12 protein-coding genes and 1 tRNA gene are annotated in these 16030 nt (G+C 67.8%); 9 read left to right on the top strand and 4 right to left on the bottom strand.

The window, feature by feature from the left end:
• Nucleotides 1–76: 76 nt before the first annotated feature.
• From gap to KY572_RS22930, 8 genes are all read left to right on the top strand, one after another.
• Nucleotides 77–1090, top strand: a complete 1014-nt coding sequence (gene gap, locus KY572_RS22895) for a type I glyceraldehyde-3-phosphate dehydrogenase (RefSeq protein ID WP_224245067.1) — start codon at nt 77–79, stop codon at nt 1088–1090.
• A 39-nt stretch (nt 1091–1129) separates the two neighbouring features.
• The gene (locus KY572_RS22900; RefSeq protein WP_224245068.1) at nt 1130–2320 is read left to right on the top strand and encodes a phosphoglycerate kinase; all 1191 of its coding nucleotides are present in this window, start codon (nt 1130–1132) and stop codon (nt 2318–2320) included.
• Between the two features lie 24 nt (nt 2321–2344).
• Nucleotides 2345–3115 (top strand): triose-phosphate isomerase, encoded by a 771-nt coding sequence (gene tpiA, locus KY572_RS22905; RefSeq protein ID WP_224245069.1) that lies wholly within the window; start codon nt 2345–2347, stop codon nt 3113–3115.
• Between the two features lie 96 nt (nt 3116–3211).
• A complete protein-coding gene (secG, locus tag KY572_RS22910) occupies nt 3212–3673 on the top strand; it encodes a preprotein translocase subunit SecG (RefSeq protein WP_224245070.1) in 462 nt (153 codons plus the stop codon).
• Nucleotides 3674–3751: 78 nt separating this feature from the next.
• A tRNA-Leu gene (locus tag KY572_RS22915) sits at nt 3752–3833 on the top strand.
• A 112-nt stretch (nt 3834–3945) separates the two neighbouring features.
• On the top strand, nt 3946–4767 hold the full coding sequence (locus KY572_RS22920) for a hypothetical protein (RefSeq protein ID WP_224245071.1): 822 nt from the start codon (nt 3946–3948) through the stop codon (nt 4765–4767).
• Between the two features lie 125 nt (nt 4768–4892).
• Nucleotides 4893–5687, top strand: a complete 795-nt coding sequence (locus KY572_RS22925) for a type VI immunity family protein (protein WP_224245072.1) — start codon at nt 4893–4895, stop codon at nt 5685–5687.
• 88 nt (nt 5688–5775) lie between these two features.
• Nucleotides 5776–6702, top strand: coding sequence for a type VI immunity family protein (locus KY572_RS22930; RefSeq protein ID WP_224245073.1), 927 nt, complete (start codon nt 5776–5778; stop codon nt 6700–6702).
• Nucleotides 6703–7207: 505 nt separating this feature from the next.
• Here the strand turns inward: KY572_RS22930 and KY572_RS22935 are convergent.
• A complete protein-coding gene (locus KY572_RS22935; RefSeq protein WP_224245074.1) occupies nt 7208–9481 on the bottom strand; it encodes an eCIS core domain-containing protein in 2274 nt (757 codons plus the stop codon).
• Between the two features lie 331 nt (nt 9482–9812).
• On the opposite strand from KY572_RS22935, the gene KY572_RS22940 reads away from it, so the two are divergent.
• Nucleotides 9813–11828 carry an ATP-binding protein gene (locus KY572_RS22940; RefSeq protein ID WP_224245075.1) on the top strand — a complete coding sequence of 672 codons (2016 nt, stop codon included), beginning with the start codon at nt 9813–9815 and terminating at the stop codon, nt 11826–11828.
• A 21-nt stretch (nt 11829–11849) separates the two neighbouring features.
• Here the strand turns inward: KY572_RS22940 and KY572_RS22945 are convergent, their stop codons facing one another.
• The 3 genes from KY572_RS22945 to KY572_RS22955 are packed head-to-tail and all read right to left on the bottom strand — an operon-like array spanning nt 11850 to nt 16027.
• Nucleotides 11850–13721, bottom strand: coding sequence for a hypothetical protein (locus KY572_RS22945; protein WP_224245076.1), 1872 nt, complete (start codon nt 13719–13721; stop codon nt 11850–11852).
• 12 nt (nt 13722–13733) lie between these two features.
• A complete protein-coding gene (locus tag KY572_RS22950; protein ID WP_224245077.1) occupies nt 13734–14375 on the bottom strand; it encodes a phage tail protein in 642 nt (213 codons plus the stop codon).
• Complete coding sequence (locus KY572_RS22955; RefSeq protein ID WP_224245078.1) at nt 14354–16027, bottom strand: LamG-like jellyroll fold domain-containing protein; 1674 nt, start codon at nt 16025–16027, stop codon at nt 14354–14356. The genes KY572_RS22950 and KY572_RS22955 overlap by 22 nt, the downstream gene beginning before the upstream one ends.
• Between the last annotated feature and the right edge of the window lie 3 nt (nt 16028–16030).

Consider the following 16030-nt stretch of genomic DNA (forward strand, 5'->3'; position numbering starts at 1 on the left):
GCGCCTGCCTACGGTCGGCCGCCCTTTCTCGCTACGTGGGCCAGGCGCCCACCATTCGTTCTCAAAGGAGACAGACATGGCCACGAAGATCGGCATCAACGGGTTTGGTCGCATCGGTCGCTGCGTGCTGCGCGCGATCCTGGCTCGCAAGGAGCAGGACCTCGAGGTGGTCGCCATCAACGATCTCGACAAGCCCACGGCCCTGGCCCACCTGTTCAAGTACGACTCCGTGCACCGCACGTGGCCGGGTGAGGTGAAGGCGCAGGAGAAGGCCATCGTCGTGGACGGCCGCACCATCGCCGTCACCGCGGAGAAGGACCCGACTGCGCTGCCCTGGAAGTCGCTGGGCGTGGACATCGTCCTGGAGTGCACCGGCCGCTTCACCGCGCGCGAGGGCTCCGAGAAGCACCTGGCCGCTGGCGCCCGGAAGGTGATCGTCTCCGCCCCGGCGAAGGGCCCGGACATCACCATCGCCTACGGCATCAACCACGATCAGTACGATCCGAAGAAGCACCACATCCTGTCCAACGCCTCGTGCACCACGAACTGCCTGGCGCCGGTGGCCAAGACGCTGGTGGACAACTTCGGCGTCGAGAAGGGCCTGATGACGACGATCCACAGCTACACCAACGATCAGCGCGTGCTGGATCTGTCGCACGAGGACATGCGCCGCGCCCGCGCCGCCGCCCTCTCCATGATTCCGACCAGCACCGGCGCCGCGAAGGCGATCGGCGAGGTGCTGCCGGCGCTCAAGGGCAAGATGCACGGCCTGGCCATCCGCGTGCCGACCCCGAACGTGTCCCTGGTGGACCTGACGGTGGTGACGAGCAAGTCGGTGACGCAGGAGGCGCTGCTCGAGGCGTTCCGGAAGAACGCCGAGGGCCCGCTCAAGGGCATCATGCAGTACAGCGACGAGCAGACGGTCTCCATCGACTACAACGGCAACCCGCACTCGGCGATCTTCGACGCCACCAACGCCTTCGTCATGGGTGAGAACATGGTGAAGGTGATGGCGTGGTACGACAACGAGTGGGGCTTCTCCAACCGCATGGTGGACACCAGCAAGTTCCTCGCGGCCAAGGGCTTCTAGTCCGCGGCACAGGGCGCACCGAGAGGGGAGACCGAGAGAATGATCCGCTACATCGATGACCTGCAGCTGACGGGCAAGCGCGTCTTCATCCGCGTGGACTTCAACGTCCCGCTGGAGGGCAAGCGCGTCACCGACGACACCCGTATCCGAGAGGCGCTGCCGACCATCCGCCGCGCGTTGGAGATGGGCGGCAAGGTCATTCTCGCCTCGCACCTCGGGCGCCCGAAGGCGGGGCCGGAGCCGAAGTTCTCGCTGGAGCCGGCCGCCACGCGGCTGGCGGACCTGCTGGGCCCCAAGCACGAGGTCATCCTCGCGGATGACTGCATCGGGGACGCGGTGAAGAAGCAGGTGAAGGAGCTGAAGGACGGGCAGGTGCTGGTGCTGGAGAACCTGCGCTTCCACAAGGAGGAGGAGGGCAACGACGAGTCCTTCGCGCGCGAGCTGGCGTCGCTGGCGGACGTGTACGTGAACGACGCGTTCGGCACGGCGCACCGGGCCCACGCCTCCACGGCGGGCATGGTGCCGTTCGTGAAGGAGAAGGCGGCCGGCTTCCTGATGAAGAAGGAGATCGAGTACCTGGGCCGCGTGCTGAAGAACCCGGAGAAGCCGTTCGTGGCCATCCTGGGTGGGGCCAAGGTGAGCGACAAGATCAAGGTCATCGAGAGCCTGCTGCCCAAGGTAGACGCGCTGCTGATTGGCGGCGCCATGGCGTACACCTTCCTCAAGGCGCAGGGCGCCGAGGTGGGCAAGAGCCGGGTGGAGGAGGACAAGCTGTCCCTGGCCACGAAGATCCTCGAGGCGGCGCAGCGGCTGAAGACGGAGATCGTCCTGCCGGTGGACCACGTGGTGGGCAACGAGCCGTCGGAGAAGAGCAGCAAGAGCGAGACGCCGGACCGGAACATCCCGGCGGACGTGATGGGCCTGGACATCGGGCCGAAGACGCGGGCGCAGTTCACCCAGCACATCCGCAACGCGAAGACGGTGGTGTGGAACGGCCCCATGGGCCTGTTCGAGGTGGAGAAGTTCGCCGAGGGCACGCGCGTGGTGGCGGAGGCCATGGCCAACAACCGCGGCGCGGTGACGGTGATCGGCGGCGGGGACAGCGCGGCGGCGGTGCAGCAGATGGGCTACGGGGAGAAGATGAGCCACGTGTCCACGGGTGGTGGCGCGTCGCTGGAGTTCCTCGAGGGCATCGCGCTGCCGGGCATCAAGGCGCTGGAGACGAAGTAGCCGCACAGGCACCTGGGAGGAAGCATGGCCGCCGAGCCGCGCCGGAAAGTCATCGCCGGCAACTGGAAGATGAACAAGACCGTGACCGAGGCGCTCGCGCTGGTGCGAGAGCTTCGGGGCATGGTGTCGATGCTGCGCGACAAGGTGGAGATCGTCGTCGCGCCGCCGTTCGTGGCGCTGCACCCGGTGGCCAAGGCCATCGAGGACTCGAACCTGAAGCTGGCGGCGCAGAACTGCCACTGGGAGGCGTCGGGGGCATTCACGGGCGAGGTGTCCGCGTCGATGCTGAAGGACGTGGGGTGCACCTACGTCATCCTCGGGCACTCGGAGCGCCGGCAGTTCTTCGGCGAGACGGACGAGACGGTGAACAAGCGGGCGCAGGCGGTGCTGAAGGCGGGGCTGGTGCCCATCCTCTGCGTGGGCGAGACGCTGGCCGAGCGCGAGGCGGGGCGGACGCTGGAGGTGGTGGAGCGGCAGGTGAAGGGCGGGCTGGCGGGGTTCGGCGGGGCGGACGTGGCGAGGTTCGTGGTGGCCTACGAGCCGGTGTGGGCCATCGGCACGGGGCGGACGGCCACGAGCGCCCAGGCGCAGGAGGTCCACGCGGCCATCCGCTCGCAGCTCTCCCGGCTGTACGACGGGGGGACGGCCGAGCAGGTGCGCATCCAGTACGGCGGCAGCGTGAAGGCGGACAACGCCGCGGAATTGCTGGGGCAGAAGGACGTGGACGGGGCGCTCGTCGGAGGGGCGAGCTTGAAGGCGGGCGACTTCGCGGCCATCGTCAAGGCGGGCGCCTGAGAGCGGCCGGGGCGGGGTGGCTGGAAGAAGTTGTCACCCCGGTGTCCGGTTGTGTAGGGTGCGCGTCCTTTCCATTGAGCGTTTGAAAGAGAAGCCATGCTGACCTTCTTCACGATCGTGCACGTCGTGCTCTGCGTGTTCATGATCTTCGTCATCCTGCTGCAGCCCGGTAAGGACGCGGGGATGGGCGCTGCCCTCGGTGGTGGCGCGGCCACGAGCGCCTTCGGCGGCCGGGGCGCGGTGACCTTCCTGAGCAAGCTGACGGGCGTCTGCGCGGCGCTGTTCTTCCTGACGTCGCTGGGCCTGTCGTTCGTGGGCCTGAAGACGTCGGTGGCGGCGGGCACGACGAGCAAGAAGCCGGCGGCGACGGCTCCGGCGACCCCGGGGGCTGAGGCCGGCACGACGGGGGCGGAGACGCCCGCGCCTGCTGGGACGCCTGGCGCTCCGGCGACCCTGGAGCAGCCGCGCGAGACGGCGCCTGCGCCTGCGAACGAGGCGGCCCCGGCCGCTCCGGCTCCTGCGGCACCGGCCCCGGCGACTCCCGCGCCGGCGCAGTAGGAAGAAAGAGGGGAGCGCGACGGTTGAAAACCGTTGCGTGACCCAACGCGGTTCAGGTACATCGGCCCGCGTAGAAAAGCCCAGGTGGTGGAACTGGTAGACACACCATCTTGAGGGGGTGGCGCCGAAAGGTGTGCGGGTTCGAATCCCGCCCTGGGCACTCCGAAAGAGCCTCCGAGTCGAAAGACTCGGGGGCTTTTTCGTTGCCCGACTACTCCTCCTGGCGATGTGCTGTCACTGTGCTGGTCCCTGCTGACTCTGGGGAGACGCACATGATCGCTCACCGAACCGTGCGCTGGGGGCTCGCTCGCCTGGGGCTGGCATGTGCCCTGCTCTCAGCTTGTGCCGGTAGCTCACAACGCTCCTCACATAGGGACCTGCGCCTCGACACAGAGACGGCGAGCCGGATCCGACATGCCGCCACGGCGGCGAATGGGGCAGGCTCGTTTGCGCCCGCTGCGACGCGGGTTGTCGCCTCCGAACTCGCCCGGTGGGTCCCTGCGCTGCTCACATTGCTGGAGAGCGACAATGCCGTAGGAGAGCTCGAGGAGCGGTTGGTGGAGTGCGCCCGGCAAGCCGAGCGGCAGGTGAATGCTTCATGGTTTGGCAACCGCTCGCCTACCCGAGAAGAGTGCGGGGAGGAGGTGGAGGTGGACGGCTGCGGTGAACCCATCACACGGGCCATCCTGCTGGGGCAGCAGAAGCATGAGATTGCCCTCCAGTGCGCTCGTGAGGTCCTGGAGAAGTTGTGGCCAGCGCCGTTCAGCGTCGAGCAGCGCTACCGTTTCTATCTCAATGCTCGGTTTCTCGAGACCGTCAGCCGAGAAGAGGAGGCGCGACTGATCGCTCAGGGCTGCACCCGAGAACTTTGGCGCACGATCAAGCCGGACATCGTGCTGCACGCGGATGGCGACCTGCGCAGAGCCGCTTTGGTCCTCGACTTCAAGTTTCCTTGTCCGGACACCAATGCTCCGCGGTGGAGGGAGTACGGGGAGGGCAGTGCCTATGCCAACTCCAATCAGGGCGAGATCTACAAGGAAGCGTTGGGGGGAAAGGCCGTGATCATTTCCCCACGCAGGGGGATGACCCGATGAGGGAGAAGGTTCCTGTCATCCGCTTGCGGAACAAGTGGGGTGTTCTGATGGCCCGCGACGGCGTCGTGGTCTGTTTCTTCATGCGTCGCTCCCATGGGGAAGTGGCCTCCTCCGTGTGGCGAGCCTTGGATACCTACCGTCGTGCCATCCCTCCTCGAGCGCTGGGTTGGTATGGCAGCCCCGAGGGAGATACCCTGCCGCTCGACGACAAGGGATGGGAGCACATCCGTTCGAAGATGCTCGACCGCCCTTCGGCGAACGCTTGCAATATCGACCTGGAGGAAGACGCTAGCGAAGTGGGGGGCTACCACTTCGAGTACCGGGGCCGACGGCTCGATGCGCCGCTCTTCTCTCACGACGAGGACGCCACGAGCGGGGTGGCTTTCTCCTTTCCCACGGAGTACCTCCTGGAGCACGGTCCCGCCCAGCTGCGCGCTCTGGCGATTGAACTCGGACGCGAACTGCCCTTCAGCTTCGGGTACGCCAGTCTCGCCTTCGTGTGTCCGCGTGGGCTCTGGTATGGGGCTCGCCAGGAACTTCTGGCTCCGCTGTCTCGCTACCTGGGCCTGGATCTCTATTACCTGGAGGATACAAGCCGGGTCATTGGCACACATGCGAGAGGCGCTTACTGGCTCACCTTCCTAGGCCAGCCGCTGCTGGGCCAATTGGGCCAGGTCCAGGGGCTGCGCGACAAGCTCGCCTTCCCGGAGGTGACGCTCCAGGAATTGGAGGGCGAGCGCCTGCTGATCAGCCTGGGGGATTGGCCGGAGGTCATCGACACCGCGAGTGCGCCACCCTTGCTTCCCCAATACCGTGCGCTGGCGCATCTGCTAGAGCCCTTCATGTACGAGGAGCGCACCGGCTGGTTCTCCGAGGACAAGGACAACATGCGCCGGTGGCTCCGCCGGCTTTGCCAGTGAGCATGCACCGGCTACCGCCTTCCAAAGGCAATCGCTAGCTCGTGCCTGTCGGTCCAGAAGATTGCGACTGCAAGTGAGGAGAGAGCAGATGGCGGAAGCTGAACTTGACACCGTGAAGTCCGGAAACGGTGATCATCTCATCAGTCCCTGCATGGAGGTGCTGGCCTTCTCACGGACGAGCCTTGAGCATGGAGCCCCAGGGATGCTGGCGTTCTACCAGGCTTTCCTCGAGCGCTGGGGGGCAGGGGTGACCTTCTACCGCACGAACACCATGAGTCGCGTGAAGAAGGCCACGAACCAGACCTTGGAGATGTTGCCCTTCTGGTTGCAGGACAAGGCGTCGCTTCGAGAGAAGTTGTTGGGGCTGAGGCTTCACGGCGGAAGAGGAGGACATGACTACGCGCTGCCTGCGTTCGAGATGTTCTCGGATCAGAGCAACGCCAAGGAGCCGTGCTCGTTCTTCAGGATGGCAGTTCCGCTCGAAGCCACCTGGCAGGACCCAGGGGCGCTTCTCGCCCTGGTCCGCGAAGCTCTTGCGAAATTTCCCTTACATTGGGGATACGCAGGGTATTCGCTTCTCTGGGAAGAAGAGGAGGTTCGGCATGAGCCCGAGGCGGTCAGTACGCTGGAGGACTGGCTCACGGAGCTGCCGGGCCTTTCTTACGGCTACCCTTTGTTCTTCCTGTCACGGTCCGTTCGAGGCGTGATCGATGTGAACTGGCTGACCTTGTTGGGGCCAGAGATGACCAACCAACTGGGGGGACAGGAGAAGCTGGCACGCGGGCTTCCTCCTCAAGTGCGGGTGCATTCATTGGGAGCCGGAGGCGCGTTGATACAAGCGGGGCAGGGCCCGGTGCTGGGGAGGGCGACCGAGGCTCCTTCCTTGGAGCACTACCGCGCGGTGGGCAAGGCCGTCAGCGCCCTGCGTGCTCCGCGCGCGGTCCTTGAGGAAATCCAGATGTGGCCCCTGAGTGGTGGCCAGGAGGTAGCGTGGCTTGACCGCTTTTTCCCCTGAAGTCATCTCGGGCCCGCTACGGGTGCACGTCTGGTCCGCTGCTTCTCTCTCTCGGGATGAGCTCGCTGCGCTGGACCGGCGCGTGGGGGCCTTCGCGTCCGCGGTACGGTCGGGTTTGTTCGGGCCTGCGGAACTGAAGTCGGCAGGTCTTCTCCCTCAGCAGGTGGCTGCGCTTCGGAATGGGCAGTCCCTCGCTTGGGGCTGGGACTGGGCTGTGAGCGGATTGCCTCTGGGGGCCTTTCGCGTACTTCAAGGGATGCTCGCCTTCTTCAGTGCGCAGAACGCCCCTTTGCTTCATTGCGAAGTGGCGTGCCCAGGAGATGTCCGCAACCTGCTTGCGGTGCCGGTGGACTACCCTCGTGCTGCACGGGCCGGACTCCTCTTTTCCGTTTCGGAGCCATGTGCCCGGAACTTCTAGTGAAAAGAGCGGGCGCGGAGCTGACGCGAAGATGACAAGAATGTCAGCTTTGCGCGGTGTTCAGGTCCGCCTCCTCCCGGAACCGGCTCAGAGGTACCCCATCCAGTAGGCCAGGGCCGCCAGGCCCCCCGCCAGGGCCACCCCCGCCAGGGCCACCCCGTGACTCGAGGTGTTTCCTGGCGCGACCTTCTCCAGCACTACGTAGTGGCCAGGGTTCTGGATGAACATCAGGTAGCCCTGCTTGACTCCCGAGCCGTAGGTCACGCTCGGAGACAGCCGGCCCATGCCGGGGCGACCGTGCTGCGTGCTTGAACGCTCCTTGCCGGACTTTCCGACAGGCTGCGCTGCTGAAGGGACCTCCTTCTTCGCGGAAGAGTCCTTCCGCTTCGACTTCTCGCTTTGAGCCTTCCGCAGCGCCTTGTCCCTCTGGCTCTGGATGGCGGGGTCCCGGGAGAGGAGATCGTGCACGGCATCCCCCAAGCCCTGGTGGAAGCCTTCGCGGTTCCCGTTGATGAACTCCGTGATGATGGAAGCACACTCCGCCTCCACGTATTCGTCGGCCAGATCCTTGGCAACGCTGGTGCGAGCGTCGGAGATTTCCTTCTTGCTGGCGTTGTGGTTCTTGCTGAGCAGGCAGAGCCCGTCGATGAGGCAGTTGCCATCCGCTGCGGTCTCCTTCTCGGACAGCCGGAACACGTCACCGGACACCGTGTCCACGTAGAGCTTCTCACTTCCCTGCGGCCTGCTGAGCTCGGTGTAGACCCGGGCCGTCACACCCCACGCCGTCGCCAGGAGGGCACCCTCGGCCTGGGACAGGTAGGTATCCGAGGAGACAATCGAAGCCCGGTAGGCCTGCTTCAGTGCCTCGCTCGGCCGCCCATCGGGGGTGAGGGCCTTGGCCGCCTGCTTTCCGGAGGAGCTGCCGCCCTTCCCATCCTCCTTCTTGCTCGTATCGTCCTTCTTGTTCGCGTCGTCCTTCCTGGGCTGCTCGTCCTTCGCAGCGCTGCTCGTGGTGGCCGCGGTGGCGGTCAGCAGTTCATGAACGGCCCGCCACTCGGACCAGAGGATGAACCGGACGTGGTTCAGGGCGAGGCCGATGTGCCTGGCCTTGCCCTGGTCGCTCAGGCGCGATCTCTGGCCGGAGCGCTTCGGCAGGTCGTATCCCCGGGCATCGTCGACCGTGAGGATCTCCTTCGCGACCAGCGTCGAGAATCCGCCGGCCGCTTCGAAGCAACTGGCCATCAATGCATCCATGATGGTGCCGCTACTCGCGACCGAGGGGGGCTCCCGAGGCGGAGCCCGGTTGGCCAGCAGATGGGTCTTCACCACGCCTCGGCATGCCCGCATCAGCGCGGCCCAGTTCAGCTGGACGTCCTCACCCTGCTCCTCGTCCGCGGGCTGCTTGCTGGCTTTGCGGCCCTTGTTGGAGGACGGAGCCTCCATCGCCTTCTTTCGTTCATCGGCTGGATCGACGATCCGCACGCTGCCCACGTTGAGGGCGGCCTCCTCGGTCTCGCGCAGCTTCAGCGCGGCGCGCAGGGAGACGAGATGCATGATGAGGCGTTGGATGGGGGTGCTCGTCACGTCCAGCGTGTCGCGGATGGAGAGCGGAATGAAGGTCTCGCCCTGTCGAGGGGACAGCCAGTCCTCCTGGGGCGGAGCCTCGAAGATGAAGCGGTTCAACAGCGGGTCGAGGATGGTGCCGGTGCAGCCCCAGTCATCCACCTCCTGGCGGACCTCGTTCTTGTTGAAGACCTGGGCCATGGTGGATGACAGATCGTCCACGCGCTTCCTGTTCGTCCAGTCATCCACCATGAAGGAGGCCAGCTGTTCCGGCTTCCCCCCAGGGCTCTTGGGGAAGCGGAACTCACTCGCATGACCGTGGAGCAGCAGGTTGCTGTCGACCTTCTTGGCACTCCCCGTATGCGCGGAGACCGCCTTGCCGAGCGCGGAACTGAGATTCTCGAACTCGATCCGAGAGCGCTGTACGGCCATGCCTTGCACCGGTGCGCCGGAGACGGGACCCTGGCCGGCGAACGGGTCCAGCAGGGACTCCACGGAGAGCCCCGCCACCACGCGTTCGGCCACCGCATCGGCATGGCGCTCGTAGGCATCTCCCTCCGCTCCGACTCCGCCCGCGAGCCGCACCCCCGCGCGCTGCTGCACCACATGGGCCGCCTCGTGCGCGGCGGTATGGAGGCTGGGCCTGCCCGCGAAGACCACGTGGTTGCCCTGCGTGTAGGCCTGGGCGTTCATCTCCACGGCGCTCTCCGCGGCTGTTCCTCCCACGTGTGCTCGAACGGAGCGGAGATCATGCCGGCCGAACGCCTTCTGGAGCTGCTCGGCGTAGGGAAGCGCCATCGAGGGCGTCTGCACGCCCCGCCTGGCGGACTGATGGATGAGCGAAGCAGGGACGTCTGCTTCCGCTTCCGCCTCGGAACGAGAGGGAGGCCGAGACACAGGAATGTGTTCCAGCCGATGACCGAACCGGCTCGCGCGTTCGAGCCCCACCAGCGGGGGCGCCACCCCTTCGTGCCGTGCTCCCTCCTCCCGCGAGGAGCCCTCGGAGGGCTTGCGCTGCAAGGCCTGCTGTCCTGACTGCTGCCGGGCATGCACGGTCGGGCTCCTCCGGGACGGGCGGGGGGCGCATCGAGAGAGCCATTCTACCGTCGCGGCGTGGTATGGACGATGTGTGAGCTGGGAGCAGCACAACCGGGCCTTTCTCTCCGCCTGCCTCCAGCGGGTGCGGCTCCTGTTGGAGCGCCATGCGGACTCGCCCGAGGGCGCGAGCCCACCGGCGAAGGAAGACGCGGAGGGCTGGCCCGAGTGGTCGGAAGAGGCAGAGCGTCCTCCCGCGCTGCGCACACTGTGTGAGGCCTTCAGGCTCTCTCCCTTCGAGCGGGACGTGCTCCTGCTGTGCGCCGGACTGGAGCTGGACGCACGCTTCCCCGCGCTCTTCGCTCGAGCCCAGGGGGACGCCCAGCGTCCGTATCCCACCTTCTCCCTGGCGCTCGCCGCCTTGCCGGGCTCCCACTGGGACGCGCTCGCCCCTCAGGCTCCGCTGCGGCGCTGGGGGCTCGTGGGCGTAGGGGCTGGCGCCGCGCTCGCCCTGGCACCCCTGAAGGCGGACGAGCGCATCTGGCAGTTCCTCCTCGGCATCGACGGGCTGGACGAGCGGCTGGCCCGGCTCCTCCATGCTCCTCCGGAGGCGGGCCCGCTGGTGCCTTCGCACGAGGAGCTCGCCCGACAGGTGGCTGCCACCTGCATCAGCGCGTCGCGTGACGCACGGCTGCCGGTCCTCCAGCTCTGTGGCCGCAGCCGGCATGATCAGGCCGCCATCGCCGCGCGTGCCTCCGAGCTGCTCGATCTGGAGCTCCACGTCCTGCCGGCGGAGAACCTCCCGAGCGAGCCAGAGGAGCTGGAGCGGCTGGCCCGGCTCTGGAGCCGCGAGGCGCTCCTGGACCGTCGGGCGCTGCTGCTGGACTGCCACGATCTCGAGACGGGGGAGGGGACACGCTCCCTCACGATCCCGCGGCTGGCTGGCTCCATCCAGGGGCTGCTCTTCCTGGCCAGCCCGGAGCGGAGGCCCACTGGCGCTCGGCTCTCCGTGCTCCAGGACGTCCCCCTGCCGCGCCCCGATGAGCAGCGCGCCCTGTGGGCCGACGCCCTGGGCCGGCGCCTCGATGCGAAGACCGCCCGGGCGCTCGAGCCCCAGGCCGCCATCGACGCGCTGGTGAACCAGTTCGATCTGGATCAGGCCGCCATCACCTCGGCCACCACCCAGGGGCTGGGCCACCTCATGCTGCGGCAGAAGCCCAAGCCCGAGCAGCTCGCCGAGGCGCTCTGGACGAGCGCCCTGGGCCAGTCCCGCCACCGGCTGGAGGCGCTGGCGCAGCGCCTGGAGGTCCGCGCGGACTGGGAGGACCTGATGCTGCCCGACTCCCTGCGCCAGCAGCTCCGCGAGGTGGAGCTGCACCTGCGCCACCGGGGGCTCGTCCACCACACCTGGGGCTTCTCGCCAGCGGGCTGGCGCGGCACCGGCACCAGCGTGCTTTTCTCCGGCCCCAGCGGCACCGGCAAGACGCTGGCCGCCGAGGTGCTGGCGAAGCGGCTGCGGCTGGAGCTCTACCGCATCGATCTGAGCGGGGTGGTGAGCAAGTACATCGGCGAGACGGAAAAGAACCTGCGCCGGGTGTTCGACGCGGCCGAGTCCGGCGGCGCCGTGCTGCTCTTCGACGAGGCGGACGCGCTCTTCGGCAAGCGCAGCGAGGTGAAGGACAGCCACGATCGCTACGCCAACCTCGAGGTGAGCTACCTGCTGCAGCGCATGGAGTCCTTCCACGGGCTGGCCATCCTCACCACCAACCGCCGCTCCGCCCTGGATCAGGCCTTCCTGCGCCGCTTGCGCTTCATCGTGGACTTCCCCATGCCCGGCCCGCGTCAGCGCCGGGCGCTCTGGCAGCGCGCCTTCCCACCGGGAACGCCCACCGAGGGGCTGGATCCATCGCGCCTGGCCCTGCTCGAGGTCTCCGGGGCCGTCATCCGCGGCATCGCCCTGCACGCCGCCTTCCTGGCGGCCCAGGAGGCTCGGGAGGGCAACAAGAAGCCCGCCGTCCGGCCCCGCCACGTGCTGGCCGCGGCCCGCCGCGAGCTGGAGAAGCTGCAGCTGCCCTTTCCCAACCTGCCGGAGCTGGAGGGCTGGGAGTGAGCACGCCCGCTCGCGGGGCTCCTACGTGCCGATGGCGATGAAGTGGAAGTAGCGGTTGTCCGGCTTGCCGTCCCCGTCGCCTGTCTTGACGCGGAACTTCTCCTTCGTGTTGAAGACGACCACCACGTTGTCCCTCGTGTCTCCACCCTGGTTGTTGCTGCCGGTGTACTGCTGGGTCGCAATGATGGTGGGCACGCCGCCGAAGGCATGGGTGAAGTTGACGTCGTAGAGGCCGGTGCCCGCCTTGGAGACCGTGAAGCCCGTTCCGACGTTGATCGCACCATCGCCGTGGACGGAGCCGCGGATCATCCGGACTCGCTCCGGGAACCCGGACACGAAGGCATCGCCCTGGTTGCGGGAGTCGATCTTGACGGCGCCATCGCTCTGCCAGGAGAGCGCGATGCGCTCCCCCCCATTCAGAGTGCCGAGCGCGCCTCCGAGATTGCCGAAGAGCACCGGCCCGTCGGGCTTCTGATTGGCGAAAGTCCCGGCACTGCCGTACCAGGCGAGGCCGTGGTTCTTGTCGGCCGGGCCGCGCAGGTAGAGCGGCTTGTCGTTGAGGGCCACGAGGCTGAAGAAGGAGGTGTGGTTCGTGGGCCGTAGCTGCAGCTCGGCGCCCGCGATCTTGATGATGGAGTCCACACTCATCGTGAGCATCTCGTTGCCGGCGAAGTTCATCACCTTCAGCGGCCCCACGTTGGACGCCGTGGCCTGGATCTCGACCTGCGCGACGGGGGCCCGGGCGATGCCAATGCCGATGCGGCCCTGCTCGTTCCAGAAGAGCGCGGCGCGCTCCCCCCCGCTCGTCGTGCCGAGGGCTCCTCCGGTCCAGCCAAAGAGGAACGGGCCATCCACCCCGCGATCCTGGAGCAGCTTGTTTCCTCCATACCAGCCGAGGCCTTGGTTGGTATCGCTGTCGCGCAGGTAGAGGAGCTTGTTGGACAGGCGGACGGGGCCCTTGAAGGTGGTACCTCCCTCGGCGAACACGCTCAGCTTCCGATCGTCAGACGTCTTGCCCGCGCCGACGATCTCCAGCGAGTCCGTCCACTGCTGGTAGGTGATCTTGCCGGCATCGACCTGCTTGTCGGTGCCCACGCCCAGCTCCAGGGTGGCTGCCCTGCCCCCCACGGCCACCCGTCCCACCCGATCCGCCGCGCCGACCGTGAGGATGCCGTCGTTGCCCAGCAGGAGCAGATCCTTGCCGGTGGCGTCCGACACCCGCAGCGGTGGGCGGTCGGCCACGCCCTTGATCTCGAGCTGCGCTCGGGCCGCGTTCGTCGTGCCGATCGTCAGCGGCTCGGAGAGCGCCAGGGCTCCGTCCAGCATCGCCCGCGCGCCGTCGCTGCTCGAGCGCAGCGAGAACGCCTTGCCGGAAGGGCCCCCGAGCCGCACGCCCGAGAACCGGCGCTTGTCCAGCTTCACGTTCGTCACCCTGCCGTCCGCCGCCACCGTCAGCTCGGCCAGCAGGATGCGGCCGTCGTCCGCCGTGCCTCCCGGGGCCTCGTGGAACACGAGCGCTGTCTCGGTGAAGCGGGTGTAGCCGCGGACGCCCTGGTCGCCCACCACCTCGTTGGTGGCCACCTCCTGGTAGCGGAGCAACAGCCACCGGGTGCCCTGGTGCTCGCTGGTCAGCGTCCGGGCCTGGGCCGTGTCCAGCAGCAGGTGCCGGCCCTGATCGTCGATGGCCGTCCCGGGCGCCACGGTGACCACGGCGCCGCTGCTCGTCACCTCCAGCCCCCAGGCGATGCCCGACACGTGGAGCAGCCGGTCATGCCGGCGCTGCCGGTCGATGTGGTACTTCTGCTCGTCGATGAAGTCCTGCTCGGACAGGTACTGGTTGTTGAAGTAGCGCGGCCGCTGGGTGACGTAGTCTGGCTGGTTGTAGTCCGCCATGGTGCAGCTCCTCTAGAGCTTGACGTTCAGGGTGCCCGAGCCGAGCACCGTGTTCTTCCCCACCGTCAGGCGGTTCGGGCCTTCGGTGACGATCTGCATCTGTGGATACCGGATCGCGAGCCCATAGAAGGTGTGCGCCGGCTTCTCCTGCTCGATGATGGCCTGGGCGATGCGGAACCTGCGCGCCAGCAGCGTCGCGTCGCGCTCGGCCACCGAGAACGACACCCGGAAGTAGTAGGGGGTGTTGTCGTCCTCGTGGATCTCGATGTCCGTCTCCGAGCCCAGGTAGATGCGCAGCATCTCCTTGAGCCCCGCGGGGGTGCCGCGCAGCCGGTACAGCGCGGGGATGCGGCGGATGAACCGGCGGCGCGTCTCCTCGTCCCAGTCGTCCCGCAGGCTGGTGGCGACCCAGCCCGCCAGCCAGGGCAGGAACTCCGCGGGGGCGCGCTCGTCCTCGCGCTCTCCGTCCCCTCCGGGCTGGAAGTAGGTGTGGATGCGATCCAGGATCTGCTCGACGGCTTGCGGCTCCTGGGCCAGGTCCAACCCGCCCAGGATGCGCTCGAAGGCGAGCAGGAAGCGCCCCAGGAACGGCTCGGCCTGGAAGACCGCGGGCAGGTGCTGGAGGTAGCGGCTCACGGGTTCGTTCGAAGCCATTGGCCCCCCACGAAGTCGAAGGTCTTGAAGGTCAGCGTCCCCAGCGCGGGCAGCTCGTGCGAGAACAGGCGGAGGGAGCCATCGGCCAGGCGCCGTGTGGTGTCGTTCGTGACGCCGAGCACCACGCCGTGAGCTGTCCCGCCTCCCTCCACGGACTCGCCGTCGGTGCCCACGAAGTCGACGCCGGGCACGCCGCTCAGCACCTCATACACCTCGGAGAGGTAGATGCTGCGTCCGAAGGGCCAGCCCTTGCCGTCCCTGCCACCCGTCAGGGGGTGCAGGTAGCGCTGCAGGGCAAAGGACGCATCCTGGATGACGGTCTGGGGCAGGGCGTCCGAGCGCAGGTAGAGCTCCGCGCTGAGGTTCACCTGCACGGAGGCCGGCGCCAGGACGTGGTGCTTCGTGGTGAGAAGGCGGCGCTCATCGAGGAAGGCGTGGAGCGCGTTCAGCAGGGCGCTCGGGGCCGCGAGCGGCAGGGTGGCATCACGCCACGAGGTGCCCTGGCCCTGGCCGTCCTGTCCCCCGGACTTGAGGTTGCGCACGACGTTGCCGGGAGGGCCGTCGTCGCAGGGGAAGCAGGCGACGAGGGCGTCATCGTCTCCGCGCGGCAGGCGCTTGAGATCGTCGGCGAGCTGCCCCACCGTCCGCGCCATGCGCCACAGGCACACGTCGCTGATGAAGCCGCTGAAGGAGTACACCTTGCCATCCCGAGCGTCGGTGCTGGGGCCGCCGAGCCGCAGGGGCAGAGGCGCCGCGCTCAGGGGGATGGCGCCCTGCAGGGCCGCCTCGCCGACCACCCGCCCGCTGAGGTGGAGGCGGAAGGTGGCGCCGTCCTCCATGTGGGTGCGGGTGATGGAGATGTGGGTCCAGGTTCCCTCCTGGATCAGGCCCGGCTGCGAGGACAGCTGCCGGACTCCGGCCAGGGAGAAGGACAGGCTCCCATCCGGCTCCAGCACCAGCGCGCTCCCCTCCAGGCCGCCCCGGGAGAACAGCATCTGGCGCCCCTTGCCCAGGTCCAGCGGGTGGATCCACGCGGAGAAGGTGGTGTCCTCCGAGAACTCATCCCCGTAGAGGCCGAGCGCGACGAAGGCCGTCTCTCCGCCAAACGTGAGCAGGAAGGCGGGCTCGGGAGGCGCGGGCACCAGGCCGGCTCGTCCCCAGGCCCAGCGCGCGGGCCAGGGCGCATCCGGCACCACCACCAGGCTCATGTGGCCGAGGGCCGTGTCCGAGGCGGACTTCAGCAGGTTGCGCTCCGCCACGCAGTGCGCCCGGCGGACGCGGACTCCGGCCCCCTTCCAGTCCTCGAGGACCAGGTGCTCGAAGTCCTCGCACGTGACGGCGCGGTAGCGCTCCCGCAGCTCCCGCACGGTGTCGCGCATGGCCGTCTCCAGCGCGTCCGCCCCCGTGTTCACCGGGCGCTCCCAGCCGGGCCCGTTGAGCAGCTCCAGGAAGGTCCAGTAGCTGCGCTCGGGCACCTGATCCAGTCGGTACACCGTCATCTCCGTCAGCCAGGCGAACATCTCCAGGAGCGAGATGCCCGGGTCGGAGGGGTTGTGGTCCGTCCACCCAGGGGACAGCATGGGGATGAGGGCGCGGGCCTCCTCCACCAGCTGGGCATAGGTGAGATCATCGAGCTGCGGCAGCTTGAGCACCGG

Origin of the sequence: Hyalangium gracile, assembly GCF_020103725.1 — a bacterium.
In the GTDB taxonomy this organism is placed as follows: Bacteria; Myxococcota; Myxococcia; order Myxococcales; family Myxococcaceae; genus Hyalangium; species Hyalangium gracile.